Here is a 26,321-nt window from a genome sequence, read left to right as displayed (position 1 = left end):
TTTTCTCAAAAAGATTATCCGGATCTTTTAATAACTTTACAATATGAGTCCAAAAATCAATACAAAACCGAAAATCCTTTACTCCTGTTATTATTCGCGCAGCCGTGAAGGAGAACATTTTATACCAGAACATGTTTTCAGCTATCAAATATCAGGAGAAATGACAGCTTCTGACAATAAAAATACTTTTCATTCTAAACCAGGAGATTTTCGCTTTAGCAGAAGAAACCACTTAGCAAAATTCACCAAAATTCCACCCGAAGGAGGAGAATTCAAAACGATTTCCCTTTTCCTAGATCAGGAAATTTTGCGCGAAATCAGCAAAGAATACCATTACAAATCCGAAAAGAAAGTAGATTCCGAAGCTATGTTTACTTTAGCACCAAATACGCTTTACCAATCTTTCATGGAATCGCTATTATCGTATCTTGAAGTTGAACAAGAAAGCAACGAAACTTTGTTTAATTTAAAAATCAAAGAAGCTATTCATCTTTTACTAAAAGTCAATCCTGAACTAAAAGACATTTTATTCGACTTTAACGAACCGGGCAAAATTGACCTGGAAGCTTTTATGAATAAAAATTTCCACTTCAATGTACAAATGCAACGATTCGCTTATTTGACCGGAAGAAGCTTAGCAACATTTAAGAGAGATTTTCAGAAAGTGTTTCAGGAAACACCTGGCAAATGGCTTTTAAACAAAAGACTGCAGGAAGCCTATTATCTTATCAGCCAAGGAAAATTACCTTCTGAAGTTTATATTGGAGTTGGTTTTGAGGATTTATCTCATTTTTCCTTTTCATTTAAGAAGAAATTCGGAATCGTTCCTTCTTCATTAAATCCAAAATACCTTTCCCGTGGTTAAAACCACGGGCTATGTTAAAAATACAAAACCCACAAAACAAAAAAGTTCGCAAAACTTTATTAATTAAAAGCTTTGTGAACTTTTGCATTCTTTAAAAAAACATCTTAGTGTTCTTTGTGTACACTTAGTGTACTTTGCGGTCAAAAATAAAGAATCAGAAAAACACAAAATTCATCTAAGTTTTGGACATAAAAAAAGCCTCTCATTTCTGAGAGGCTTTTTATGTTGGTCTACTAGGACTCGAACCTAGAAAGACGGCACCAAAAACCGTAGTGTTACCATTACACCATAGACCAGCAGTGCGGTTAAGCGGGTGCAAAATTAGAACTTTATTTCTTTTATGCAAATTTTTAAAGAAACTTTTTTACATAAAAAAAAGCCTCTCATTTCTGAGAGGCTTTTCTGTTGGTCTACTAGGACTCGAACCTAGAAAGACGGCACCAAAAACCGTAGTGTTACCATTACACCATAGACCAGCAGTGCTCTAAAGCGAGTGCAAATTTAAGTCTTTATTTAGTTTGTGCAAACTTTTTAACCAAAAAAAATCATTTTTTATGATTTTTTTTACTTCAAAATTCTTCTCAACTTCAGAAGCACTTCAAAAACAACAAATTAGTACTTCTTGATAGTTTTATAGAATTTTTTGTTAATGGTCGATTCTTTACATAAAAAAACATTTTCTTTGTAGGATAGAAAACTTTCAAATTTTTAACACCTAAATATGGCACAATTCAATTTCAATAAATGGAATACAATTATTGGTTGGTTTGCATTTGCAATCGCTTTAATTACTTACACATTAACAGTTGAACCTACAATGAGCTTTTGGGATTGCGGAGAATATATTGCTACCGCAGCCAAACTTGAAGTAGGTCACCCACCAGGAGCTCCTCTATTCCAAATGATGGGCGCATTTTTTGCAATGTTTGCAATAGATGCACAGCATGTAGCTGTAATGGTTAACATGATGTCTGTTTTCTCTAGCGCATTTACTATATTATTTATGTTTTGGTCTTCTTCTATGATCTTAAAAAAGATTGTGGCTCGTTTTGCCGAGATTGACCAAAACAATTCAATTGTAATTTTAGGAAGCTCTTTCGTTGGTGCTTTAGCCTATACATTCTCTGACAGCTTCTGGTTTAATGCTGTCGAAGCCGAAGTTTACGCTATGGCCTCTTTATTAATTGCATTGCTTTTCTGGCTTGGCTTACGTTGGGAACAAGATATGGACAAACCAAAAGGAAACAAATGGCTTTTAATCATTTCTTTGGTTATTGGACTTTCGTTTGGGGTTCACTTCATGGCTCTTTTAACTATTCCTTCAATCGGATTTTTGTATTATTTCAAACATTACGAAAAAGTTACGATCAAAAACTTCCTTATTGCCAATGTAGTAGTTATCGGAATTTTGCTATTTATCTTCAAATTACTTCTTCCATTAACTATGGCATTTTTCGGAAAAACCGAAATTTTCATGGTAAACAGCATGGGACTTCCATTTAACTCAGGAACTATATTTGTTGCTTTATTATTTATAGCTTTCTTCTATTTTGGATTAAAATTCACCAAACAAAAAGGATTAATATTTTACAACACTATAATATTGTGTATTTTATTTATCCTGATTGGTTTCTCAACTTGGTTGATGCTTCCGGTTCGTGCAAATGCTAATACTGTTATCAACGAAAATAAACCTTCAGATGCTACTGAAGTTTTAGCTTATTACAATCGCGAGCAATATGGTGTAAATCCATTATTTTACGGTCCACAGTATACTGAACTTTTTGCTGGTCTTGACGCCAAAACACCATATTTAGACAAAAAACCGAACTACGAGAGAGATTATAAAACAGGTAAATATATTATTACCAATAATTATAAAAATGCAGAACAAAATTCTGATGATAATCAGAAAGCAATTCTGCCTAGAATGTGGAGTACAGAAACTGCTCATATTCAAAACTACATCAACTTTACGAATCCTCCTAAATTCAGAATCGATCCAAATCATAATTACGATGAAGATTTAGCAGAATACGGAATTGATGCAAGCCAATTGAGCGAAGACGAATACAACAAAGCAACAGCTCAATTGCGAAATGAAGTTGAAAAAACAGTTTCTGAATTTAGACATGCTTACGCTCAAAAACAAATTGACAATGAAGGCTACATTAAGTTCTTAAGAAGCTATGGCAAATACCTATTAGTTGAAAAACCAACTACAGCGGATAATTTTGCTTTTATGTTTGAATATCAGTTTGGATACATGTACTGGAGATATTTAATGTGGAACTTTGTTGGACGCCAAAATGATGTTCAGGGTAAATATGACAATTTAGATGGAAACTGGATCAGCGGTATCAAACCTTTAGATTCTGTTCATTTGGGATCTCAAGACAATCTGCCTTCTGACGTATTAAACAACAAAGGACGTAATGCTTATTATTTCCTGCCATTCATACTTGGTTTAATTGGTTTGATGTACCATGCCAATAAAGATTTAAAAAGTTTCTATGTTCTTTTAGCTCTATTCCTGTTTACAGGAATTGCATTAAAAATATATTTGAACGAAAGACCTTTTGAACCTCGCGAAAGAGACTACGCACTTGTCGGTTCATTCTATGTTTTTGCCATTTGGATTGGATTCGGTGTTTATTCACTCTACGAAAGCATTCAAAAATATCTTTCCCCAAAAATCGCAGGACCAGTTATTATAGCGGGAAGTTTATTAGCAGCACCAGTTTTAATGGCTGCCCAAAACTGGGATGACCACGATAGATCTGGAAAATACACTGCTGTAGCAATGGCTAAAGCTTACTTGAGCTCTTGTGATAAAGACGCTATTTTATTCACAATTGGTGATAACGATACGTTCCCGCTGTGGTATGCACAAGAAATTGAGCATTTTAGAACCGATGTTAAGATTGTAAATACTAGTTTATTTATGACGGATTGGTACATTGATCAAATGAAAGCGAAAGCATACGAATCGGATCCGCTTCCTATTTCTTTTACACACGATCAATATGTTGGGGATAGACTTGATTATACTGTTTATATCCAGAAAATTGATACACGTTGGAACATTAAAGATTTCATTGATTTCATTAAAAATCCCAAATCAACTGTTGGACTACAAAACGGACAAACAATCCATTTTTACCCAACTAATAAAATCAGAGTAAATGTTGACAAAGATGCCATCATTAAAAACAAAGTAGTCAACCCTAAATACAACGATTCTATTGTTCCTTACTTAGATATTAACATCAAAGGAAGCGCATTATACAAAAATCGCTTAATGATGCTTGATATCTTAGCAAACAACAACTGGAAAAGACCAATTTATTTCAGTGGCGGTGCTTTTGATGACGAAGATTATTTATGGCTGAAAGATTACCTGCAATTGGATGGAATGGTTTATAAATTAGTTCCAATAAAAAATACTCCTTCTAAAGATGGAGGACCATTAGACATGGGACAAATTGACGCAGATAAAATGTATGATATTGTAATGAAATGGGATTGGGGTAATAGTAATGGAAATATTTACCATGATCCTGAAACAAGAAGAAATAGTATCACATACCGTACTAATCTTTCTAGATTAATGTATCAGCTTATTAAAGAAGGTAAAATTGACAAAGCTAAAAACGTGATCAATTTAGCGATTACTAAAATGCCTCTAGATAAATATGGATATTATTCGCTAGTTGAAGCTTTTGGCGATGGATACTACAAAGTAGGCGAAAAAGCAAAAGCGCAAGACCTCCTAAACAAACTGGTTCAGAAATACAAGGAGAATTTAAACTATTACAGCACATTAACACCTTCTGATCAAACTGATTTAGCCGTAGATATTATTACTGATATTGAACGTTACAGAAGTTTATTACACGTAATGCAGGACAATAATGACACTGTTTTCTACAGTCAGCACAAAACAACATTTAACACTTATGTAAATGTCTTTGAACGTTTTGGACGTGAAAAAGAATAAATAATATACGAAAATCTTAACAATTAAAAAAATGCAGCGCTGTTTGATAAATAGCGCTGCATTTTTTAATTTTACATACATGTAAATTCAATTCAAGATGAGCTTTTATTGGGTAAAAACTAATTCATTTATTAAAACGGTGTTTTCTAAATATTGCTGGGACATTCCTAACAATGAAAAGAAAATATACCTAACGTTTGATGATGGCCCTACTCCAGAAATTACGGACTGGGTTTTATCTGAATTAAAAAAATTTGATGCAAAAGCCACTTTTTTCTGCATCGGAAAAAACATCAAAGCCAACTTAGCTTTATTTGAAAAGTTAATTACTGACGGACATTCTATTGGAAACCACACCATGAATCATGTCAACGGATGGAAAATTCACACCAACGAATACATCGAAAATGTAAAAAACTGTGCTGAAGTTTTAGACGAACAAGAAAAAGCTCCTCATCGTTTATTGTTTCGTCCTCCTTACGGGAAAATTAAAAAAGCACAATCTAAAATTCTAAGAAGTTTAGGTTACAAAATTGTAATGTGGGATGTTTTAAGCGCCGATTTTGACCAGAGCATTACGCCTGAAAAATGTCTTGAAAATGTAACAAAGAATGTAAAATCCGGAAGTGTGATTGTTTTTCATGACAGTATAAAAGCTTCTCCTAATTTGAGATTTGCTTTACCTAGAACACTGCATTTTTTAAAAGAAAACGGATATAAGTTTGATATTATCCATTAGAGAATATATCCGTAAAGGAAGTAATTTATACGTTAAATTGTTCTTGAACAATTCCTATTATAGTATTCGCGTCAAGTTCTCCAGATTGTCTCCAGATCATTTGTCCTTCTTTATAAATCATTAAAGTTGGAAGTCCTTTTATACGAAGTGCTTCAGCTAATTCCTGATTTTTATCGACATCTATTTTAATTACTTTGGCTTTATCGCCAAGCGCAGCTGCAACATCCTTAATAACAGGATGCATAGAAACTGACGATTCATTCCAATCTGTGTAAAAATCAATTAACACTGGAACTTGAGCATTGATTAGTTCTCCAAATTTTGACATAAAACCAAAAAATTAAGTTTTTTTAAATCTATTAAAAGAAATAAATATAATACAAATTTAGCATTTTTAACGAATTAAGCGACATTACGGCCTTTTTTTAGTTCAATGACCGTTATTTCAGGCATAATACCAACTCGTCCCGGATAGGCATGAAAACCAAAGCCACGGTTAACATAAACGTATCTTCCGATGTTTTCGTATAAACCTGCCCATTGTTTGTAAATATACTGTGCCAAGCTCCATTTGAAATATCCTGGAATTTCGATACCAAACTGCATTCCGTGTGTATGGCCTGCAAACGTTAAATGAAAGTTCTTTGGATGGTCTTTAATTTCAGCATCCCAATGACTTGGATCATGACTCATCAAAACTTTAAAATCATCTTGATGCACATTTTCAGAAGCTTTATTCAAATCTCCCGCCTTTTTAAAATTTACGCCCCAGTTTTCTACTCCAATAAGAGCAATTTTATCATCGCCTTTTTGGATATAAGTGTGCTCATTAAGCATAAGTTTGAAACCAATTTGACCGTATAAGTTTTTAATAGCTTGAAAGTTTTCGTCTTTTTCCTTTTCCGAAGGCCAAGTCACATATTCACCATAATCATGATTTCCTAAAACTGCAAATTTTCCGTATTTATAATCTTTAATACGATTGAAAGTTTCCAGCCAGGGATGCATTTCTTTAGCATGTGTATTGACAATATCTCCTGTAAACAAAATCAAATCTGATTCCTGCTGATTGATTAAATCAATAGCATAATTTATCTTTTCGGGATTATCAAAACTGCCGCTATGAACATCAGAAATCTGAGTGATTTTAAAACCATCAAAAGCATCTGGAAGATCTGGAAAAAACACCGTTTGTTTGATTACTTTGAAATTGTATTTACCTTCAAATATTCCATAAATTATAGAAAGAAAAGGAATTGCCGCAAGTCCTAACGCAATCTGACTTACAAATTTTCGCCTATCAGGCATCATTTCTTTTCTTGGAGCATTATAAACAAAATAGTTCACAATACTAGCTCCAATTCTAAAAATATCTTCGCCAAACATTATTAATGTAAGTACAATTTTAGGTACATATATTGTCAGCATCAAACCAGTTGTAAACATAAATTGTCTGGTCTGACCAACTGAACGATCTATTTGAGAAAAAGAATATATGATAAAAATTAAAAGCAGTGCACTTATAACCTGATAGCTTATCAAAACCCATCTTACTTTGATTAAAGTTCGAAAAGCCTGATAAGAATAGAACTCAATAAATAAAAAAAGAGCGCATAGAATTACAAAACGAAGGATCATTTGTTATAGTTTTAAGCAAAGTAACAAAGAATGAAAATTTTATTTCTTTTTATTATAAAAAATTTAACGCTGTAAAATATAAAAAAGCTGAAAGAGGACTCTTTCAGCTTTAACCTACCAACCTTTTAAAACTATTTAATCTTACAACTTAATGTTGTTTTATTTTGCTTTTGGAGCTTCTGTTTTCACAGCAGCTTCTGCTTTTTTATCGCCTTTGGCTTTTTTATTTCCTTTTTTATCGTGTTTAGCGACTTTTACTTCTTTTGATTGAGCTGGTGCTGCTGGGGTTGTTTGAGCGTTTACCATTGAAAATGTTCCTAGAACTGCTACTGCTAAAATTGCTAATTTTTTCATGACTTTAAATTTTATGATTATTATTGTTTCATTATTTATAAGTCAAAGATAGAATCGTAAAATGAAGACAAAATGAAGATAAAGCCTTACAAATAAATTTAACTTTTAATTAGCTTTTTCAAACAACAAAGTAAAAGTTGTTCCAACATTCAAAACAGATTCAACCTTAATTTGCACGTGATGAAATGAGGCAATACTTTGAGCAATTGCAAGTCCCAACCCCTGCCCTTCTTGATCTGAACTTATACGAGCAAATCGGCTGAATATTTTTTCGAGTTGTGATTCATCCATCCCTATTCCAGAATCTTTTACTGAAATAAAATAGTGTTCTTCCGTAAAACCATCTTCAATACTAATATTCCCATTTGGTTTATTGTATTTTACGGCATTTGTTACCAAATTATAAATCAGAATATGAATTAAAGTTTTATTCCCTGTAAAAATAAAGTGCTCCTGCATTTTATTCACAAACTGAATTTCTCTATCCTCGATACGATCCTCAAGATCTTCCTGTAAATCTAAAACCACTTCGCGAAGATTAATTTCTTCATTTGCTTCGTATTGATTGTTGTCAATTCTAGAAATAAGCAATAAGTTATTGATGATTTTTTTGAGCATATCCAATGTCTTTAATGAACCTGCAATTTTATCGACTGCGTTATCATCTAAAGATTCGTTCTGCAATAAATTTTCCAGCTTGTTTTTAAGAAGTGCGATGGGCGTTAGCAATTCGTGCGAAACATTAGAAATAAACTGTTTTTCTTTTTTAAAAACTTCTGCAATACGATCCATCATTTGATTTAAAACAAAATCGAGTTCCCTAAAATCTCTCGAAGCTGCCTTGATTGGCGTATGGTCAAAAGTTTCTGGCTCGTTAACGCGCCTAATTTTTGTATCGATAATTTTGTAGAAAGGTTTAAGAAGATATTCTATATAAAAGGTATCTGCTAAAAATGTAATGAGTAGAATAACGACAAAAACAATCAATATAAAAAATCGAATCACAAAAGTTAAGTCATTGACTTCACTCAAACTGCTTCCAATTTCCAGCTGATAGTCTTGGCCTTCATAAGTAAAATGATGCTTTAGAATTCGATATTCATTCTCTTCCCCTTCAATTACACGATTTTCATTGCTAAAAGTCGTTTTCTTCTGCTGTGGCTTTATTGAAACACGCGAAAGCACTAAAAATTCACTGTGAAGTGTAGAAAATTCCGAGAAAGTCTCTGTTGAATCATCTGGATTTTCCAGAAAATCATTAATTTCTTCTGGATTTAAATGTTCAATAAATTTCTTCTTTTTCTCCAGAAGACTATTATTAATATGATGATAAACCACATTTTTCACCAAAATCGGCAACATCAGCCATAAAATTAAGATCACCAACAATCTTGTCAGTGCATTAAAAATAGCTAATTGATGTTTTATTTTCACAAGAATACTTTATTCGTTTATACGATAACCTACATTTCGAACCGTTTCAAACCAATCGATTGACGCGTGTTTATCTAATTTTTTTCGGAGATTTCGAACATGAACATCAATAAAATTAGAATCGGAATTGACTTCCAGAATATCTCCCCAAATATGTTCTGTAAGCTGTAAACGTGTTATTACCCGATTTTTGTTTAAAACTAAATATTGAAAAATATCAAATTCCTTTTTAGTCAAATTGATTGGATTATCATTGAAACTCACTTTATAATCCTGAAGTTGTAGAACAAAACCGTGAATGGTAAGATTATTTAAAGTAAATCCGTGAATTCTTCTAATCACAGCAAATAATCTTGCACTAAGTTCTGTCAAGGCAAAAGGTTTAGTCAAATAATCATCGGCTCCAAGATGTAAACCGTTAATTCTGTCATCTAGTTCACCTCTTGCTGTTAAGACAATAACTGCCATTTTTGATTTTGTTTTTCTAACGGTTTGCAGCACCTCAAAACCATCGCCATCTGGGAGACCTAAATCCAAAAGCATTGCATCATAATCGTTACTGGCAAATTCTTCTAAAGCATCGGCACACGTATGGGTAATCTTGCAGATATAACCCACATTACACAAAAAATCATAAACTTCTACTGCAAGTTCTCGATTATCTTCAACAATCAAAATATTCATAAAAATATACTTAAGCGTAATTAAAATTAATCATTTAAAAAGAAGAAAAGTCTGCTTTGTAAAAACATTAACGCAAAAAGCTGATAAATTTCTTCATCAGCTTTTACCATCTGCATTCTTCATAATTATCCTTCCTGTTTTGTTTCCTTACAATCATTCGAAAACAAAACAAAAAGTATCTTATTTTTTCATTGGTGCAGTTTCTGTTTTTGGAGCTTCACTTTTTTCTGATTTTGCTTTTTTATCCGTTTTGTGTTTACGATGTTTTGTTGCTTTTACTTCTTTTGCAGGAGTTTCTTTTCCTGTTTTTGCTGGGAAAGCGTGAACCATAACACTTGTTCCTAAAACCGCTACGAGTAACATTAATAAATTTCTCATGATTTCTAAGTATTTAAATGAATAACTTTTATTTTACAGTTCGAAATTACCCTCAGAAAATGAAGAAAACATGAAGAAAAGACTATTACTAACCATTTTAACTTGATATTAACTCTTCGCTGTTTTTCTACCATATAAGTTATACAAGTTCATTTAATTTAATGATGACAAGCTAGACGCACTGCAGTGCGTCTCTACAGAATCATGATACCAAATTAATTTTAGGAACAAATCTGTTTTTAAAACCCAATTGTTTATTTTTACAGACTAATATTTTTAATATGTCGACTCAAAAACGCCTTTTTCTTCTAGATGCTTATGCACTAATTTTTCGTGGTTATTATGCCTTTATTAAAAACCCGAGAATCAACTCAAAAGGGATGGATACATCTGCAATTATGGGTTTTATGAACTCACTTTTGGATGTTATTAAAAGAGAAAAACCAGATCATTTGGCTGTTGCTTTTGATAAAGGCGGAAGTCATGTAAGAACCGAAATGTTCGTTGAATATAAAGCCAATCGCGATGAAACGCCAGAAGCTATAAAAATTGCCGTTCCTTATATTCAGGAATTACTAAAAGCGATGCACATTCCGATTATTGAAGTAGAAGGCTGTGAAGCTGACGACTTAATTGGAACAATCGCCAAACAAGCCGAAAAACAGAATTACAAAGTTTTTATGGTAACTCCAGATAAGGATTTTGCACAATTAGTTTCCGAGAACATTTTTATGTATAAACCAGCCCGTATGGGTAACGGAATCGAAATCTGGGGAGTTCCTGAAGTTTTGGCAAAATTTGAAATCGAAAGACCGGAACAAGTAATTGATTTTCTCGGAATGATGGGTGATGCTGTCGATAATATTCCGGGACTTCCTGGAGTTGGTGAAGTGACTGCTAAAAAATTCCTGAAAGAATTTGGAACCATGGAAAACCTTTTGGCAAATACAGATAAGCTGAAAGGTAAAATGAAAGAAAACATTGAAGCCAATAAGGAAAAAGGAATTCTTTCTAAAAAATTGGCTGCGATTATTACAGATTGCAATGTTACTTTTAATGAAGATGATTACGAGCTTTCTCGTCCAGATATCGAAAAAACAGATGCTATTTTTCAAGAATTAGAATTCAGAAGAATGGCGGAACAGTTTGATAATTTGTTTAAAACAGATGGAACGCAGACTGCAACTCCAGTTTCTGATGCTAAATTGTATAAAAAACCACAGCCTAAAAACGAAGACCAATTTGATCTTTTTGGAAGCACTTTAACAGAAGATCATGCAGATGCTCCAAGAACCTCATTCTACAATACTTTAGAAGATACTCCACATTCTTACCAGACCGTTCAAGGTGATTTGGGTGTAAAACTGCTTTTGCAGAATTTAGAAAAACAGACTTCAGTTTGTTTTGATACCGAAACTACAGGAATTGATGCTTTACATGCAGAATTGGTTGGAATGTCGTTTTCTTATGAAAAAGGAAAAGCATTTTATGTTCCGTTTCCAGAAAATCAAGAAAAAGCAAAAGCTTTGATTGAGAAATTTGTTCCGTTTTTTGAAAATGAAAACATTGAGAAAATAGGTCAGAATTTAAAATACGATTTAAAAATTCTTTCTAATTATGGCGTAACTGTAAAAGGAAAACTTTTCGACACGATGATCGCGCATTATCTGATCAATCCGGATATGCGTCATAATATGGATATTTTGGCAGAAACCTATTTAAAGTATTCTCCAAAATCTATTGAAACTTTAATTGGTAAAAAAGGAAAAAATCAGCTTTCGATGCGTGATGTTCCTTTAGAAGATATTAAAGAATATGCCGCAGAAGATGCTGATATTACTTTACAGTTAAAAGAAATCTTCACAACTGAATTAGATAAAACAGAGACTAAAAAGTTGTTTGACGAAATCGAAATTCCGTTAGTCAGTGTTTTAGCTGCCATGGAAACCGAAGGAATTCGTTTGGATGTTGATTTCTTAAAAGAAATGTCTAAAGAGATGGACGTTGAAATCAAATCTCTTGAAGAACAAATCTATGAAACTGCCGGCGAGAAATTCAATTTGGCTTCTCCGAAACAATTAGGAGATATTTTATTTGACAAAATGAAAATTGGTGGCGCTAAACAAAAGAAAACCAAGACAGGACAATACGCAACAGGCGAAGAAGTTTTAACGTATTTAGCAAACGATAACCCAATCGTAAAACAAATTTTGGATTGGCGTCAAATGGTAAAACTACAAAGCACTTATATTTTAGCTTTACCAGAACAAGTTGACAAAAAGACACAACGCGTTCATACCGATTATATGCAGACAGTTGCTGCAACAGGACGTTTGAGTTCTAATAATCCAAACTTGCAAAATATTCCAATTCGTACTGAAAGAGGTCGTCAAATTCGTAAAGCTTTTGTGGCACGCGATGAAAATTACACTTTAATCTCTGCCGATTATTCTCAGATTGAATTACGAATTATTGCCGCTTTGAGTGGTGAAGAAAATATGATAAAAGCTTTCCAAGACGGTGAAGACATTCATAAAGCAACTGCTGCTAAAGTTTTTAACGTAGCTTTAGAAGAAGTTTCACGCGAACAAAGAAGCAACGCTAAAACGGTAAACTTCGGAATCATCTACGGTGTTTCTGCTTTTGGATTAAGCAATCAGACTTCATTATCCAGAAGCGAAAGTGCTGCTTTGATTGATGCTTATTACAAAACTTATCCACGTCTTAAATCATATATTTCTGAACAAGTTGAATTTGCACGCGAAAAAGGTTATGTACAAACTATTTTAGGACGCCGTCGCTATTTAAAAGATATTAATTCTGCAAATGCCGTAGTAAGAAGTGCCGCTGAACGAAATGCTGTAAACGCACCAATCCAAGGAAGTGCTGCCGATGTGATTAAAATTGCTATGATTAATATCCACAAAAAACTTCGTGACGAAAACTGGAAATCTAAAATGTTACTTCAGGTACATGATGAGCTTGTGTTCGATGTTCACAACGATGAACTCGAAAAAATCCAACCAATGATTAAACACGAAATGGAAAATGCATTTAAAATGTCTGTTCCGTTGGAAGTTGAACTTGGAATAGGAAAAGACTGGTTGGAAGCGCATTAATAGAATTTTAGATTTCAGATTGTTGATTTTAGATTTTTAAAATAAACTAAACTGCACCTTTTAATGACAAAGAGAACAATCTTAATTAAGATATTTTTTATTTTAATTATAACGGGAGTTGGCGAATTAGGATATGCCCAAGTAAATAATGAAAATATCAGATTGGAAGTTCTTCGTAAAAATGTTGTGGGTAAAGAATTTATTTTCGGAAAATGGAACGATAAGGGCGGAACGGAAACTTCCTTAACCTATTTAGGAATTTTAAAAACAAACAAAGGAAGAACGTACAAAATCATGAATTACATTTGGACGTGGGGCATGTCATATAGAAGTACAAGCAGAATATTAGTATTTAATGCTAAAAATCAATATTTAGGAAACTATTACACAATAACTGAAAGTAATTTGCCAAAAAAAATTGAGAATGGAATTTTAATATTTGAAAACAAAAGTCCTGAATGCGATAAAAAGATTATTTCTAAAATCAGTTTTAAAAACGGATTACCAAAAGAAATTTTCAAAAGATGCAATAATGATTATGGAGATTCACTTATGTTTGATGGAAAAAACTAAGAGTCTAAATAGTAATTTCAAAAAAAACCATCAGTTTCAGCTGATGGTTTTTCTTTATTACACTTTTCTAGTCGATTCTCGTTCTTTCAACTTTGTCTTGATCACAATTGTTTCGTATTCAGAAATTGTTCCTTCCGGTTCTTCTAATCTTTCGATTAATCTTTTAGCCGCTACTTCTCCAATTTCAACTCCATGCTGACTTACAGTTGTTAAACTAGGCGATAAACGTCTGGAAGCTAAAATTCCGTCAGCAAAACCAATAATTGAAATGTCTTCCGGAACTCTATATCCTTTTTTCAAACTCACTCTTAATGCTGCAACCGAATCATTTTCATCCAAAGCAAAAATTCCATCGATTTTATGATCAAAAATACCTTCGATTTTAGCTTTCATATCTTCTTCAGAATCGGTACGAAGAATAATTTTTTCATTAACTGGAATATTATTGTCTTTCAAAGCTTTCAAATATCCTTCTGTTCTTAGTTTTCCAACACTAATATTATCTACAGAAGAAATCAGAGCGATATTTTTACATCCTAGATTAATTAAATGCTGTGTCGAATTAATAGCAGAATCATAATCATCTACCACAACTTTATCACAATCTACTTCATCAGCAATACGATCAAACATTACGATTGGTGTTCCGTCATTTATGATTTCAGAAAAGTGATTGTAGTCTTGAAGTTTTTGAGCTTCTTGAGAAACCGACAAAATAAATCCGTCGATAGTTCCATTGCTCAGCATTTCTAATGTATGAACTTCTTTCTCAAGAGATTCATTAGAAATACAAGTAATTACATTATATCCTTTTTTATCGGCAACTTTTTCGATACCACTAAAAACTTTCGCAAAGAAAGAGTTTAAGATATTAGGTATAATCACTCCAATCGTTTTGGTTTTACGATTCTTTAAATTCAGACCAATAACATTTGGCTTATAATTTTTGAGTTTGGCATACTCCTTAATCTTCACCTTCGTTTGTTCGCTAATTTCCGGACTGTCATTCAATGCTTTAGATACAGTCGAAACAGAAACACCAAGTTCTTTCGCAATTTGTTTTAGAGTTGCTTTAGCTTTCATCCATTAAAAGTTTAAGTAATTAATACAAATATAGTAGAATTACCGAAAATAAAACAAAAAACAACTATCAGTATTTCAAATTATGCCATCTTTTCGAAATAATTCTAAAAAAGAATGATTTTTCTGAAACCGCATATCCTAAAATTTCGTTAATAACTAAATACCTATGAACTAAAAAACCAATGTTGTTAACCTAATAAAAAACTTGATTATGAAAAACGAAGTTAAAATTCATGAAGTTGACCCTTCACTGAATAGCAGAAGGAGCTTTCTTAAGCTTAGCGGATTAACATTAGTAACCACTGGTTTGGTTCTAGCTGGATGCAGCGACAATGATGATAACAATAATATGGAAGACACTTCCTTACCCGGAGTAAGAAATGGTGTTTTCGATTTGGGCTCAGGAGATTTTGGTGTATTAACTTACGCTTATGCTCTCGAACAATTAGAAGCCGACTTTTACACTAAAGTTGTTAACGCCAGCAGTTTTAATACTGTATTTAATTCTATTGAACGTGAAGTTCTAACCGATTTATACCATCATGAAGTTGTTCATAGAGATTTTTTTAAAGCAGCTTTAACTGGAGCACTTCCCGATCCTAGTTCACAATTACTTCCTACTTTAGCCTTTAATTACGGCTCTTTAAATTTTAACAGCCGTACAGAAGTTTTAGCTACAGCGAAAGCATTGGAAGACACAGGCGTTGCTGCTTATAATGGCGCAGGTAAATTAATTAAAACTGCAGACTATCTATTATTGGCAGGAAAAATTGTTTCTGTTGAAGCCAGACATGCATCAGCCATAAGAAGTTTAATTAATCCGAATTCTAAAGATTTTGCCGGAGATGATATTGTAAATATGTCAACAGGTTTAGACGATGCAAAAGACCCATCTAAAATACTGCCAATTGCAGCCAATTTTATTACTACAAAATTCACTGCTAAATACTTGCCTTAATCTTAACCGCTAAAACTTAGAAATTATGAACATTTTAAAATTTATAGAATCCTTTACTGATGACAATTTAATAAATAGCACTGGTTCTCGCAGAGACAGTTTTTCTCAGTTTGGAAATATCGGAAAAAATTTAGCTTTGGCATCAATCCCATTCGGTTTGTCTGCTCTTGCAAATAAAGCTTTTGCTAAAGACATAACAGCAACACCTGCAACTCCAATCGGAGCACTTCAGTTTGCCTTAACTTTAGAATATCTTGAAAACGAATTTTATGCTATGGCATTGGATTCTGGGGTAATTCCTGCTTCTGAAAATGGCGGGAGAGACTTAAAAGTTTTTCAACAAATAGCAGCACACGAATCTGACCATGTAAAATTCTTAATTGCAGGATTGGGCGGAACAGCAAGTGCTAACTTTGTTCCAAAACCAACTTTTGATTTTACAGTTGGAGGGGCATTTAATCCTTTTGGAGATTATCCAACCTTTCTAGCTCTTGCGCAAGCTTTTGAAGATACTGGAGTTCGAGCCTATAAAGGACAAGCTGCAAATCTCATTACCACACCCGATTTATTAACTGCTGCATTACAAATCCATTCTGTTGAAGCTCGTCATGCATCTGAAGTTAGAAGACTTAGAGGTTTAAAAGGTTGGATTTCTAATTCAGAACGAGGTGCCGGTATGCCAGCGGCAACACAAGCAGTTTATGATGGTGAAGGTGTAACAATGCAGGCGGGATTCAATACAGCTACCGCTTTTGGCGCAGCAGCAGGCTCAGAAGCTTATGATGAACCACTTACAACCCAACAAGTAGTTGATATAGCTAATATATTTATTGTATAATAGTTTTTTCTTTTAAATATTTAACCGTCTTTGCTTTATTGTAGAGACGGTTTTTTTATTCCCTAATTAATCCAAAAACTGAACCCCTGATTTTCAGCAGATAAAATATTCTTTCAGGTATTTGGTTTTAAAATAATTAATTGTACTTTTGCATCCCCTTTATTGGGGATGGAATGTTTAATTAAAATAATATTATGGACGCATTAAGCTACAAAACAGTTTCAGCAAACAAAGCCACTGTAACTAAAGAGTGGATTGTTGTTGACGCTGAAGGTCATAACTTAGGACGTCTTGCTTCTAAAGTTGCAATGATCTTAAGAGGTAAGTACAAGCCAAGTTACACACCGCACGTTGACTGTGGAGATAACGTAATTGTTATCAACTCAGAGAAAATTAACCTTACAGGTACAAAAATGAATGACAAAATTTACATGCGTCATACAGGTTACCCAGGAGGACAAAGAACTTTAACTGCTAAAGTATTGCAAGCTAAAAATCCAGCTGCATTAGTAGAAAAAGCTGTAAAAGGTATGTTACCTAAAAACAAATTAGGTGCTGAACTTTTTAGAAATCTAAATGTTGTTGTAGGAGCTGAGCACAAACACGGAGCTCAAAAACCTAGAACTGTTAACCTAAATGATCTTAAGTAATGGGAGTTATTCACAAAATCGGTAGAAGAAAAACCGCTGTTGCACGTGTATACGTTTCTGAAGGAACTGGAAACATCACTGTAAACAAAAAAGAATTCGCAACTTACTTTCCAACTGCAACTTTACAGTACAAAGTTTTACAACCGCTTTCTATGACAGAAAATGCTGGTAACTTTGACGTAAAAGTAAACGTTTACGGAGGTGGTACAACTGGTCAAGCAGAAGCTGTAAGAATGGCATTAGCACGCGTAATGTGTGAAGTTAACGCTGAAAACAGAGCTATCCTTAAACCAGAAGGTTTATTAACAAGAGACCCAAGAATGGTTGAACGTAAGAAATTCGGTCAGAAGAAAGCTCGTAAGAGATTCCAATTCTCTAAACGTTAATATTACCTGTCTTGTTCAGATGGGACAAGACATTATCAATTATTTATTGAAATTAAAAAACACAGTTATTGTTGCTCTCCTATCGAGGTAGGATATAGTTTAGCATCTAAATGTATAAAGCCAGAGAAATCGCCATTTATACATTGCTAATCAACAGAACGTAAACTAGTACAAAAATGGCAAACAAAATAGAAGTAAAAGAATTACTAGAAGCAGGTGTTCACTTCGGACACATGACTAGAAAATGGGATCCAAACATGGCTCCTTACATTTATATGGAGCGTAATGGTATTCACATTATCAATCTATATAAAACTGCAGCTAAAATTGAAGAAGCTAACGAAGCTTTGAAAAAAATCGCTGCATCAGGTAGAAAAATTTTATTCGTAGCTACCAAAAAACAAGCAAAAGACATCGTTGCTGATAAAGCAAAAGCTGCAAACATGCCTTACATCACTGAAAGATGGCCAGGTGGTATGTTGACTAACTTCGTAACTATTAGAAAGGCAGTTAAAAAAATGTCTTCTATCGATAAAATGAAGAAAGATGGTACTTTCAACACTTTATCTAAAAAAGAGCGTTTACAAGTTGATCGTCTACGTGCTAAATTAGAGAAAAACTTAGGTTCAATTGCTGATATGTCTAGACTACCTGCAGCATTGTTCGTAGTAGATATCAAAGCTGAACACATCGCAATAAAAGAAGCTCAAAAATTAAACATTCCAGTTTTCGCAATGGTTGATACGAATTCTGACCCAAGAGAGGTTGATTACGTGATTCCTGCAAATGATGATGCTTCTAAATCAATTGACAAAATTTTATCTTTAGTGACTACTGCAGTAATCGAAGGTCTTTCTGACAGAGGTGCTGAAAAAGAAGTTGAAGCTGCTGAAGAAGCTCCTGCTGTTGAGGCTGAAGCTGCTCCTGCAACTGAAACTGAAGAATAAATCAAATTTTAAATTCCAAATTTTAAATTCCAAAATCCAAGACAAAATTAAAAACGTTATGTTGATAATTTATTAAAATTGGAGTTTGGGATTTAAAAGCTGGAATTTTTTACTTTTAAAAACATATTAAAACTTAAAATATTATGGCAACAATTACTGCTGCAGACGTAAATAAATTAAGACAATCTACAGGTGCCGGAATGATGGACTGTAAAAAAGCTTTAGTTGAAGCTGAAGGAGATTTCGATAAAGCGATACAAATCCTTAGAGAAAAAGGACAAAAAGTTGCTGCTAACCGTTCTGACCGTGAGTCTTCTGAAGGAGCTGCTGTTTCTTTTATCAATGCAGACAACACTAAAGGAGCTATCCTTACTTTAAACTGCGAAACTGACTTCGTAGGTAAAAACGAAGCTTTCGTAACTTTAGCTAAAGATTTAGTTGAAAAAGCGATCAACTTCTCTACTAAAGAAGAATTATTAGCTTCTGATTTCAACGGAATCACTGTTGCTGAGAAATTAATCGAGCAAACTGGTGTTATCGGTGAAAAAATCGAAATCGGTGGTTTTGAAATTTTAGAAGGTGCTTTCGTTGGATCTTATGTTCACGTTAACAAAATTGCTGCTTTAACTGCAATTTCTGCTCCAGTTGCTAACGCTGAAGCTTTAACAAAAGACATCTCTATGCAAGTTGCTTCTATGGGAGCTGACACATTATCTTACAAAGATTTTGATCCTGCTTTCGTTGAATCTGAACTTGCTGCTCGTATTGCTGTAATTGAAAAAGACAATGAAGAAGCAAAACGTTTAGGAAAAACTTTAAAAAATGTTCCTAAATACATCTCTTTCTCTCAATTAACTCCTGAAGTTATCAAACAAGCAGAAGAAGATGCTAAAACTGAATTAAAAGCTGAAGGTAAACCAGAGCAAATCTGGGACAAAATCCTTCCAGGAAAAGTTCAACGTTTCATTTCTGACAACACTTCTTTAGATCAAGAAAAAGCTTTACTTGATCAAAACTTCATCAAAGATGACAGTAAAAAAGTTGGTGATTACGTAAAAGGATTCAACGTTGAAATCACAGGTTTCAAAAGAGTTACTTTAGGTTAATATATTATTTCAATATTTAAAAAGCCCGAATATTTAGTTATTCGGGCTTTTTTATATTGATTAATTTTCAACTGGAAAATTTCTGGCACGCATCAAAGCATCAGATTTTGGAGCATGTCCTCTAAAATCTTCATACATTTTTTCATTATCTACCGTATTTCCTGCGCTTAGAACAATATCATAAAGGCGTTTGGAGACTTCTTTATCAAAAGGCCCTTTTCCTTCTAAAAATGCTTCATAAGCATCGGCATTGATTACATCGGCCCATAAATAACTATAGTATCCTGCTGCATATCCGTCACTTGAAAAAATATGGGCAAACTGTGGAATTCTATGTCGCATTACAATTTCTGACGGCATATTAATTGCTGCCAAAATCTGCTTTTCAAATTGATGCGGATTCACTTTTTCTGTAGTTAAATGCAACATCATATCTACAAACGAACTTGAAATCGTTTCTACAGTTGCAAAACCTTCATTAAAATTAGCCGCTTGTCCTATTCGATCTACTAATGATTGTGATAAAGGTTCATTAGTTTTATAATGCAGTGCAAACTTATTCAACACTTCTGGAGTTGCCAGCCAATGTTCTAACAATTGCGAAGGAAATTCTACATAATCTCTTGCAACCGAAGTTCCTGATAAACTCGGATACGTCACATTAGAACACAATCCATGTAAAGCGTGACCAAATTCATGAAACAAAGTTGTTGCATCATCCCAGGAAATTAAAACTGGATCGGTGGCATTTCCTTTTATGAAATTGCAATTATTAGAAACAATCGGAAGCACTTTTCCGCTTATTTTCTGCTGATCTCTATGAGAGTTCATCCAGGCTCCCGATCGCTTACCTACTCGCGCGTAAGGATCAAAATACCACAAACCTACAACTTCTCCCGTATTTTTATGATTGACCTCCCAAACTCGAACATCTGAATGATAAACAGGAACATCAAATAATTGTTTAAAACCAAGATCAAACAACTCTCCTGCTGTCCAAAACATTCCTTCACGCAAATTCTCTAACTGCAGATATTGCTTAATTTCGTTTTGATCTAAATCATATTTTGCTTTACGGACTTTCTCGGCATAATAGCGATAATCCCAAGGTTGAATTTTAAAATTCCCGCCTTCTTTATTCACCAATTCCTGCATAGCCGAAACATCGTTTTTTACTTTTTCGACAGCTGGTTTCCAAACCGAATGCATTAAATCCAATGTTTTCTGAGGATCTTTTGCCATTTTATTAGACAAACTCCACTCAGCAAAATTCTTGAACCCTAATATTTTTGCTTTCTTGGCTCTTAACTCTAAAATTGAAACAAGAGTTTCATTTGTATTATTTGAATTATCATTATCACCTCTTTTCACAAAAATATCAAACGCTTTTTCTCTTAAATTTCTTTGATTAGAAAAAGTCAAAAAAGGTTCAATGGAAGATCTGGTGTTTCCGATACAAGCCAAAACATTCAATTTCCTTTCCTTTGCTTCGGCAATTGCCGCATTTTTAAATTCTTCAGGAAGTCCTTCCAAATCACTTTCTGAATGCAGTTCCAAATACTGATCATTTTCTTCTGCCAGTAGTTCTTGACTGAAAAGCGTAAAAAGTCCGGCAAGTTCCTGATTAATTTTTGCTACTTCTGATTTATCTTCTTTATTCAACTCTGCTCCTTCTCTAACAAAATCAGTGTAATACAACCAAAGCAAACGCTGTTGTTCAGAATCCAAGTTTTTACTTTCTTCTGATTTATACAATTCTTCTATCCTTAAAAACAGTTTCTCATTTTGATAGAGTTTATCGCTAATCTCAGCCAATTTTGGAGACATTTCCGTATCGACTACATTAAATTCCGGACTGCTTAAATTAGATCTATAAATTCCATAAACCGCATGAATGCGATCCAGTTTTTCTCCTGAAAGCTCTAAAGCTTTCACTGTATTATCAAAAGTCGGTTTTTCTAAATTGTTTGCAATAGAATCAATTTCTTCCAATTTTTCCTGAATAGCAAATTCAATGGCTGGCTTAAAATCAGCAATTTTATATTTTGTAAAATCCGGCACGCCTCCATAAGGCCCTGACCATTCCTGAAGTAACGGATTAGTTTCTTTTTCCATAATCAAATCATTTTATAAAGTTCTTCCTTGCACTTTTCTTAAAATTAAGAAGTGTCAGAATCTCAAAAGTAACCAATCAGAATCAAACTTCAAATGGATGTTATTTTAAAAATTTACTAATATCAGGTTTTAAAAAATAGCTTAAATTTGAAACTTCATAACCAAAACAACATGTTTAAAACCAGAAAAGAGATTGTTTTTGTAATTCTTGCAGGAATATTTATCACGAATGCTGTTGTAGCAGAGCTTATTGGAGGAAAATTAATTCAGGTTGGGCCTTTTGTAATGAGTATAGGAATTCTCCCTTGGCCGATCGTTTTTCTGACAACCGATTTAATTAATGAATATTTCGGCGAAAAAGGAGTAAAAAAACTTTCTTTTATCACGGCCTGTTTAATTGCCTATGCTTTTCTGATTCTATTTATGGCCATTACTATTCCGGCCGCAAAAGGAATCAGTCCTGTCAATGACGATCAATTTCAAGCTGTTTTTGGACAGAGTATGTGGATTATTGTCGGAAGTTTAATTGCCTTTATGGCCTCGCAACTAATTGACGTCTGGATTTTCTGGTTTTTCAAAAACAGAACAGGAGAAAAGAAAATATGGCTGAGAGCTACAGGTTCTACAGTAATTTCACAATTATTTGATTCGTTTATTGTTCTTGGAATTGCTTTTTGGCTTCCCGGAAAAATTGATTTTGACACTTTTATTTCTTCAGGATTAATTGGCTACACTTTCAAATTAGCCATTGCCATTTTATTAACTCCCGCCATTTACTTGGGACATCACTTAATTAAAAAGTATTTGGAAAACGATAAGCACCATAAAAATCAGGAACAATAGAATGAAGCATTACAAAATATTACTATTAATCATGCTGTTAAGTTTTGTAAGTTGCTCTAAAGATGTTAAAAAACAACTACTAGAAGTTACCGATAAGATTACGAATAAAATAGAAACTATTTCGGAAAGCACTGTTGAAACTGTAAATGAGTATAAACAATCCATTGTAGACAAAATCACAACAACGGAAGCAACTTCTGAGAATGTAAAACCTTTAGCTGATAGCATTGCAGTAAATGCAGAAGCTGAAAATGAAAAGTTTTTAGGAATTACCGCTTTTAAGAAGTTTATAGCCGACTGTAAAACAGGAGAGACTATAACACAAAAAGAACTCATTGAAAACCACAATATTCCTGCTGACGGAATTAAATTAATAAAAAGCATTACCAAAACCGCAGAAGATGAAATTGAAGTAAAATGGAAATCGACTTGGTTTATCGAAAAGATTTCGGATGCAAAATTTAATGATGCGAAAATTAAATTCAAGTTTGAGGCGAATAAAATATATACTTCCGGACAAGCAATCGGAATCAAATACAAAAAGAAAATCTATACCGATTTAATAATCGTAGGGACAAAAGCTTACATACCGAGCGTAAAAGGTTATCACTGGAAAATTGGGAAATAAATGGAAGATAAGATTAGATGCGGCTGGTGTACCTCAAGCGATTTATACAAAAAATACCATGATGAAGAATGGGGAGTTCCAGTTTATGACGATCCTACTCTATTTGAGTTTTTAATTCTGGAGACTTTTCAAGCAGGACTAAGCTGGATTACGATTTTAAATAAAAGAGAAAACTTTAGAGCCGCTTTTGATTATTTTGATTACCAAAAAGTAGCTCAATATTCTGAAGAAAAAATCCAAGAATTAATGCAGAATACTGGCATTATCCGAAACAAATTAAAAATTAAAGCGGCAGTTTCCAACGCTCAGGCTTTTATGAAGGTTCAGGAAGAATTTGGCAGTTTTTCCGATTATATTTGGAAATATACTGATGGAAAACCTATCATAAACAATCCAAAAAACTCAAAAGAAGTTCCAGCCACTACTCCACTTTCAGATGAAATCAGCAAAGATTTGAAAAAAAGAGGATTTAAATTTGTTGGTTCCACCGTTATTTACGCGCACATGCAAGCCACCGGAATGGTCAATGATCACGCGGAAGATTGCTTTATCCGCAAGGGAAAATAGTCGCAGATTTTCAGTTTCGTTTTTCAGTTTTTTATAAACTTGAAACCTGAAACCTGAAACTTTCAAACAAATTTTATTACATTTGCTTCACACTTTAGGGGTGTCTGCATCACGCAGGCTGAGATTTTACCCTCTGAACCTGATCTAGTTCATACTAGCGTAGGGAAAAGTAAGATGACTTCTTGAACGCATTTCTGTGCGTTATTGCAGCCATTCCTATTGTGTATAACTTACACTAAACAAAAAGGAATGGAACTAAAAATCAATCAACAAACTAAATTTTTCAATGCTGAATCGCTAAGCGTTCAATCATTGCTCGATCTCGAAATTCCGCAAAAACAAAACGGAATCGCTGTTGCTATTAACAACACCGTTGTTCCAAAAACCAAATGGAACGAATTCTTCGTACAAGAAACTGATGAAGTTCTAATTATTTCTGCCACACAGGGAGGTTAAAAATAAATCCCAAATTCCAATTATATACTGGACGTAGACGCACTGCTGAGCGTCTCTACGGAAAATCATACAGGAAAAACACAATCCACATCAACTTGAAACTTTAAACTTCAAACCTGAAACAAAATACTATGACTACAGAAGAACAAATTTCCAGAACCCCATTTCCAAATTCTAAAAAAGTTTATATCGATGGAGAAATTCATCCAATAAAAGTAGCTATGCGAGAAATCGCTTTAAGCGATACTAAACTTTCAAACGGAGGCGTTGAGAAAAATCCTCCCGTAACTGTATATGATACTTCTGGGCCTTACACTGATCCAAATGTTGAGATTGATATTCGAAAAGGATTACCGCGCTTACGCGAAAGCTGGATTCTTGATCGAAATGATGTCGAAATTTTAAGCGAGATAACTTCAGATTACGGTCAAAGCCGATTAAAAGATGAAACGCTAAATCATTTACGATTTGAATATCTGCATCAGCCAAAACGCGCCAAAAAAGGTGCAAACGTCACACAATTATATTATGCCAAACAAGGAATAATTACTCCTGAAATGGAATATATCGCGATTCGTGAAAATCAGAGAATCGAACTTTTAAATGAACAAACCAAAGCAATGCAATGCCAACACAGCGGTCATAGTTTTGGAGCCAATACACCAAAAAGCAAAATCACTCCGGAATTTGTTCGTTCGGAAGTAGCCTGCGGAAGAGCCATTATTCCTAACAATATCAACCATCCAGAAAGTGAACCCATGATAGTTGGGCGCAATTTTCTGGTAAAAATTAATGCCAATATTGGAAATAGCGCTGTAACTTCTAGCATTGAAGAAGAAGTTGAAAAAGCCGTTTGGGCTTGTCGTTGGGGAGCCGACACGATTATGGATTTATCAACTGGAAAAAACATTCATGAAACCAGAGAATGGATCATTAGAAATTCTCCTGTCCCAATCGGTACCGTCCCTATTTATCAGGCTTTAGAAAAAGTAAAAGGAATTGCCGAAGATCTAACTTGGGAGATTTTCCGAGATACTCTAATTGAACAAGCTGAACAAGGTGTTTCGTATTTTACGATTCATGCAGGGGTTTTACTTCGTTACATTCATTTAACCGCAAATCGCGTTACTGGAATCGTTTCTCGAGGCGGATCGATTATGGCAAAATGGTGTTTGTTTCATCATAAAGAAAATTTCTTGTACACCCATTTTGAGGAAATCTGCGAAATCATGAAACAGTATGATGTTGCTTTTTCTCTTGGAGACGGTTTACGTCCAGGTTCAATTGCTGACGCGAATGACGCTGCTCAATTTGCCGAATTAGAAACTTTAGGAGAATTAACTAAAATTGCCTGGAAACATGACGTTCAAGTTTTTATTGAAGGCCCAGGACATGTACCAATGCACATGATTAAAGAAAACATGGACAAACAATTAGAACATTGTCATGAAGCGCCATTTTATACTTTAGGCCCTTTAACCACAGATATTGCACCGGGTTACGACCATATCACTTCTGCAATTGGCGCCGCTATGATTGGCTGGTACGGCTGTGCGATGTTGTGTTATGTAACGCCAAAAGAACATCTCGGCTTACCGAATAAAAAAGATGTAAAAGACGGCGTAATCACCTATAAAATTTCTGCTCATGCTGCCGACTTGGCAAAAGGTCATCCGGGAGCGCAATATCGTGATAATGCATTGAGTAAAGCCCGTTTTGAATTTCGCTGGGAAGACCAATTTAATTTGGCTTTGGATCCTGATACTGCAAGAGAATTTCATGATGAAACGCTTCCTGCAGATGGTGCAAAAGTAGCGCATTTCTGTTCGATGTGCGGGCCTAAATTCTGTTCTATGAAAATATCTCAGGAAATCAGAGATGTCGCTGCCGCAGAAAAAGGAATGCAGGAGAAATCAGAGGAATTTATTGAGCAGGGGAAAGAGATTTATATTTAGAGTTT

At 34.0% G+C, this 26,321-nt stretch carries 24 protein-coding genes, 2 tRNA genes and 1 riboswitch; of the genes, 16 read left to right on the top strand and 10 right to left on the bottom strand.

All coding sequences use genetic code 11. The features are described from left to right. Positions 1-43 precede the first annotated feature (43 nt). On the top strand, positions 44-865 hold the full coding sequence (locus P2W65_RS08555) for an AraC family transcriptional regulator (protein ID WP_289664892.1): 822 nt from the start codon (positions 44-46) through the stop codon (positions 863-865). 225 nt (positions 866-1,090) lie between these two features. Here the strand turns inward: P2W65_RS08555 and P2W65_RS08550 are convergent. After that, positions 1,091-1,161: transfer RNA gene (locus P2W65_RS08550), tRNA-Gln, on the bottom strand. Positions 1,162-1,270: 109 nt separating this feature from the next. Further along, a tRNA-Gln gene (locus P2W65_RS08545) sits at positions 1,271-1,341 on the bottom strand. Positions 1,342-1,586: 245 nt separating this feature from the next. On the opposite strand from P2W65_RS08545, the gene P2W65_RS08540 reads away from it, so the two are divergent. Both P2W65_RS08540 and P2W65_RS08535 read left to right on the top strand, forming a co-directional pair. Next, on the top strand, positions 1,587-4,865 hold the full coding sequence (locus P2W65_RS08540) for a glycosyltransferase family 117 protein (RefSeq protein ID WP_289664890.1): 3,279 nt from the start codon (positions 1,587-1,589) through the stop codon (positions 4,863-4,865). Positions 4,866-4,962: 97 nt separating this feature from the next. Continuing rightward, positions 4,963-5,604 (top strand): polysaccharide deacetylase family protein, encoded by a 642-nt coding sequence (locus P2W65_RS08535; protein WP_289664889.1) that lies wholly within the window; start codon positions 4,963-4,965, stop codon positions 5,602-5,604. Between the two features lie 25 nt (positions 5,605-5,629). Here the strand turns inward: P2W65_RS08535 and P2W65_RS08530 are convergent, their stop codons facing one another. The 6 genes from P2W65_RS08530 to P2W65_RS08505 all read right to left on the bottom strand — a co-directional run bounded on the left by P2W65_RS08530 (position 5,630) and on the right by P2W65_RS08505 (position 10,092). Beyond that, positions 5,630-5,932, bottom strand: a complete 303-nt coding sequence (locus tag P2W65_RS08530) for a thioredoxin family protein (protein ID WP_008466807.1) — start codon at positions 5,930-5,932, stop codon at positions 5,630-5,632. Positions 5,933-6,006: 74 nt separating this feature from the next. Continuing rightward, positions 6,007-7,242: a metallophosphoesterase gene (locus P2W65_RS08525; RefSeq protein ID WP_289664886.1), complete on the bottom strand. Its 1,236-nt coding sequence runs from the start codon at positions 7,240-7,242 to the stop codon at positions 6,007-6,009. Positions 7,243-7,401: 159 nt separating this feature from the next. Continuing rightward, complete coding sequence (locus P2W65_RS08520; RefSeq protein ID WP_091493477.1) at positions 7,402-7,596, bottom strand: hypothetical protein; 195 nt, start codon at positions 7,594-7,596, stop codon at positions 7,402-7,404. A 105-nt stretch (positions 7,597-7,701) separates the two neighbouring features. Beyond that, complete coding sequence (locus tag P2W65_RS08515) at positions 7,702-9,030, bottom strand: sensor histidine kinase (RefSeq protein ID WP_289664885.1); 1,329 nt, start codon at positions 9,028-9,030, stop codon at positions 7,702-7,704. Positions 9,031-9,039: 9 nt separating this feature from the next. Continuing rightward, a complete protein-coding gene (locus P2W65_RS08510) occupies positions 9,040-9,714 on the bottom strand; it encodes a response regulator transcription factor (RefSeq protein ID WP_289664883.1) in 675 nt (224 codons plus the stop codon). Positions 9,715-9,894: 180 nt separating this feature from the next. Further along, positions 9,895-10,092 (bottom strand): hypothetical protein, encoded by a 198-nt coding sequence (locus P2W65_RS08505; protein ID WP_179003101.1) that lies wholly within the window; start codon positions 10,090-10,092, stop codon positions 9,895-9,897. Between the two features lie 281 nt (positions 10,093-10,373). On the opposite strand from P2W65_RS08505, the gene polA reads away from it, so the two are divergent. Further along, the gene (gene polA / locus P2W65_RS08500; RefSeq protein WP_289664881.1) at positions 10,374-13,211 is read left to right on the top strand and encodes a DNA polymerase I; all 2,838 of its coding nucleotides are present in this window, start codon (positions 10,374-10,376) and stop codon (positions 13,209-13,211) included. A gap of 63 nt (positions 13,212-13,274) precedes the next feature. Continuing rightward, on the top strand, positions 13,275-13,784 hold the full coding sequence (locus tag P2W65_RS08495) for a hypothetical protein (RefSeq protein ID WP_289664879.1): 510 nt from the start codon (positions 13,275-13,277) through the stop codon (positions 13,782-13,784). 57 nt (positions 13,785-13,841) lie between these two features. On the opposite strand, the gene P2W65_RS08490 is transcribed toward P2W65_RS08495, so the two are convergent. Beyond that, positions 13,842-14,867: a LacI family DNA-binding transcriptional regulator gene (locus tag P2W65_RS08490; RefSeq protein WP_289664878.1), complete on the bottom strand. Its 1,026-nt coding sequence runs from the start codon at positions 14,865-14,867 to the stop codon at positions 13,842-13,844. Between the two features lie 211 nt (positions 14,868-15,078). Between P2W65_RS08490 and P2W65_RS08485 the strand changes: the two genes are divergently transcribed. From P2W65_RS08485 to tsf, 6 genes are all read left to right on the top strand, one after another. Then, positions 15,079-15,825: a ferritin-like domain-containing protein gene (locus P2W65_RS08485; RefSeq protein WP_289664877.1), complete on the top strand. Its 747-nt coding sequence runs from the start codon at positions 15,079-15,081 to the stop codon at positions 15,823-15,825. 25 nt (positions 15,826-15,850) lie between these two features. Then, positions 15,851-16,663, top strand: coding sequence for a ferritin-like domain-containing protein (locus P2W65_RS08480; protein ID WP_289664876.1), 813 nt, complete (start codon positions 15,851-15,853; stop codon positions 16,661-16,663). A 194-nt stretch (positions 16,664-16,857) separates the two neighbouring features. Further along, entirely contained in the window at positions 16,858-17,313 is a 456-nt protein-coding gene (gene rplM, locus P2W65_RS08475; RefSeq protein ID WP_179003107.1) for a 50S ribosomal protein L13, read from the top strand. Then, entirely contained in the window at positions 17,313-17,699 is a 387-nt protein-coding gene (gene rpsI / locus P2W65_RS08470) for a 30S ribosomal protein S9 (protein WP_026728618.1), read from the top strand. Before rplM ends, rpsI begins: the two co-directional genes overlap by 1 nt. A gap of 176 nt (positions 17,700-17,875) precedes the next feature. Beyond that, positions 17,876-18,646, top strand: a complete 771-nt coding sequence (rpsB, locus tag P2W65_RS08465) for a 30S ribosomal protein S2 (protein ID WP_008466790.1) — start codon at positions 17,876-17,878, stop codon at positions 18,644-18,646. Between the two features lie 143 nt (positions 18,647-18,789). Further along, positions 18,790-19,752 carry a translation elongation factor Ts gene (gene tsf, locus P2W65_RS08460; protein WP_289664873.1) on the top strand — a complete coding sequence of 321 codons (963 nt, stop codon included), beginning with the start codon at positions 18,790-18,792 and terminating at the stop codon, positions 19,750-19,752. 60 nt (positions 19,753-19,812) lie between these two features. On the opposite strand, the gene P2W65_RS08455 is transcribed toward tsf, so the two are convergent. Next, the gene (locus P2W65_RS08455; RefSeq protein WP_289664872.1) at positions 19,813-21,867 is read right to left on the bottom strand and encodes a M3 family metallopeptidase; all 2,055 of its coding nucleotides are present in this window, start codon (positions 21,865-21,867) and stop codon (positions 19,813-19,815) included. A gap of 171 nt (positions 21,868-22,038) precedes the next feature. Between P2W65_RS08455 and P2W65_RS08450 the strand changes: the two genes are divergently transcribed. The 5 genes from P2W65_RS08450 (at position 22,039) to thiC (ending at position 26,316) form a co-directional block, all read left to right on the top strand. Further along, entirely contained in the window at positions 22,039-22,710 is a 672-nt protein-coding gene (locus P2W65_RS08450) for a queuosine precursor transporter (RefSeq protein WP_109191766.1), read from the top strand. A 1-nt stretch (position 22,711) separates the two neighbouring features. Continuing rightward, complete coding sequence (locus P2W65_RS08445) at positions 22,712-23,338, top strand: hypothetical protein (protein WP_289664871.1); 627 nt, start codon at positions 22,712-22,714, stop codon at positions 23,336-23,338. Further along, a complete protein-coding gene (locus P2W65_RS08440) occupies positions 23,339-23,905 on the top strand; it encodes a DNA-3-methyladenine glycosylase I (RefSeq protein WP_289664869.1) in 567 nt (188 codons plus the stop codon). Between the two features lie 86 nt (positions 23,906-23,991). Further along, positions 23,992-24,088: riboswitch (TPP riboswitch) on the top strand. A gap of 66 nt (positions 24,089-24,154) precedes the next feature. Beyond that, on the top strand, positions 24,155-24,361 hold the full coding sequence (thiS, locus tag P2W65_RS08435; RefSeq protein ID WP_289664868.1) for a sulfur carrier protein ThiS: 207 nt from the start codon (positions 24,155-24,157) through the stop codon (positions 24,359-24,361). A gap of 131 nt (positions 24,362-24,492) precedes the next feature. Beyond that, a complete protein-coding gene (gene thiC, locus P2W65_RS08430) occupies positions 24,493-26,316 on the top strand; it encodes a phosphomethylpyrimidine synthase ThiC (RefSeq protein ID WP_289664865.1) in 1,824 nt (607 codons plus the stop codon). Positions 26,317-26,321 lie beyond the last annotated feature (5 nt).

This window comes from Flavobacterium panacagri, from assembly GCF_030378165.1.
In the GTDB taxonomy this organism is placed as follows: Bacteria; Bacteroidota; Bacteroidia; order Flavobacteriales; family Flavobacteriaceae; genus Flavobacterium; species Flavobacterium panacagri.
Note: the sequence above shows the minus strand (reverse complement) of the source record. Positions and strands in the feature narration are given on the sequence as shown.

Bases quoted from the DNA above. Each gene is read 5' to 3' on its own strand.
- P2W65_RS08445 (WP_289664871.1), top strand. From the start codon at position 22,712: ATGAAGCATTACAAAATATTACTATTAATCATGCTGTTAAGTTTTGTA.
- polA (WP_289664881.1), top strand. From the start codon at position 10,374: ATGTCGACTCAAAAACGCCTTTTTCTTCTAGATGCTTATGCACTAATT.
- P2W65_RS08450 (WP_109191766.1), top strand. From the start codon at position 22,039: ATGTTTAAAACCAGAAAAGAGATTGTTTTTGTAATTCTTGCAGGAATA.
- P2W65_RS08540 (WP_289664890.1), top strand. From the start codon at position 1,587: ATGGCACAATTCAATTTCAATAAATGGAATACAATTATTGGTTGGTTT.
- P2W65_RS08530 (WP_008466807.1), bottom strand. From the start codon at position 5,932: ATGTCAAAATTTGGAGAACTAATCAATGCTCAAGTTCCAGTGTTAATT.
- thiC (WP_289664865.1), top strand. From the start codon at position 24,493: ATGACTACAGAAGAACAAATTTCCAGAACCCCATTTCCAAATTCTAAA.
- P2W65_RS08440 (WP_289664869.1), top strand. From the start codon at position 23,339: ATGGAAGATAAGATTAGATGCGGCTGGTGTACCTCAAGCGATTTATAC.
- P2W65_RS08495 (WP_289664879.1), top strand. From the start codon at position 13,275: ATGACAAAGAGAACAATCTTAATTAAGATATTTTTTATTTTAATTATA.
- rpsI (WP_026728618.1), top strand. From the start codon at position 17,313: ATGGGAGTTATTCACAAAATCGGTAGAAGAAAAACCGCTGTTGCACGT.
- P2W65_RS08485 (WP_289664877.1), top strand. From the start codon at position 15,079: ATGAAAAACGAAGTTAAAATTCATGAAGTTGACCCTTCACTGAATAGC.
- thiS (WP_289664868.1), top strand. From the start codon at position 24,155: ATGGAACTAAAAATCAATCAACAAACTAAATTTTTCAATGCTGAATCG.
- rplM (WP_179003107.1), top strand. From the start codon at position 16,858: ATGGACGCATTAAGCTACAAAACAGTTTCAGCAAACAAAGCCACTGTA.
- P2W65_RS08535 (WP_289664889.1), top strand. From the start codon at position 4,963: ATGAGCTTTTATTGGGTAAAAACTAATTCATTTATTAAAACGGTGTTT.
- rpsB (WP_008466790.1), top strand. From the start codon at position 17,876: ATGGCAAACAAAATAGAAGTAAAAGAATTACTAGAAGCAGGTGTTCAC.
- P2W65_RS08520 (WP_091493477.1), bottom strand. From the start codon at position 7,596: ATGAAAAAATTAGCAATTTTAGCAGTAGCAGTTCTAGGAACATTTTCA.
- P2W65_RS08510 (WP_289664883.1), bottom strand. From the start codon at position 9,714: ATGAATATTTTGATTGTTGAAGATAATCGAGAACTTGCAGTAGAAGTT.
- P2W65_RS08505 (WP_179003101.1), bottom strand. From the start codon at position 10,092: ATGAGAAATTTATTAATGTTACTCGTAGCGGTTTTAGGAACAAGTGTT.
- tsf (WP_289664873.1), top strand. From the start codon at position 18,790: ATGGCAACAATTACTGCTGCAGACGTAAATAAATTAAGACAATCTACA.
- P2W65_RS08525 (WP_289664886.1), bottom strand. From the start codon at position 7,242: ATGATCCTTCGTTTTGTAATTCTATGCGCTCTTTTTTTATTTATTGAG.
- P2W65_RS08555 (WP_289664892.1), top strand. From the start codon at position 44: ATGAGTCCAAAAATCAATACAAAACCGAAAATCCTTTACTCCTGTTAT.
- P2W65_RS08480 (WP_289664876.1), top strand. From the start codon at position 15,851: ATGAACATTTTAAAATTTATAGAATCCTTTACTGATGACAATTTAATA.
- P2W65_RS08455 (WP_289664872.1), bottom strand. From the start codon at position 21,867: ATGGAAAAAGAAACTAATCCGTTACTTCAGGAATGGTCAGGGCCTTAT.
- P2W65_RS08490 (WP_289664878.1), bottom strand. From the start codon at position 14,867: ATGAAAGCTAAAGCAACTCTAAAACAAATTGCGAAAGAACTTGGTGTT.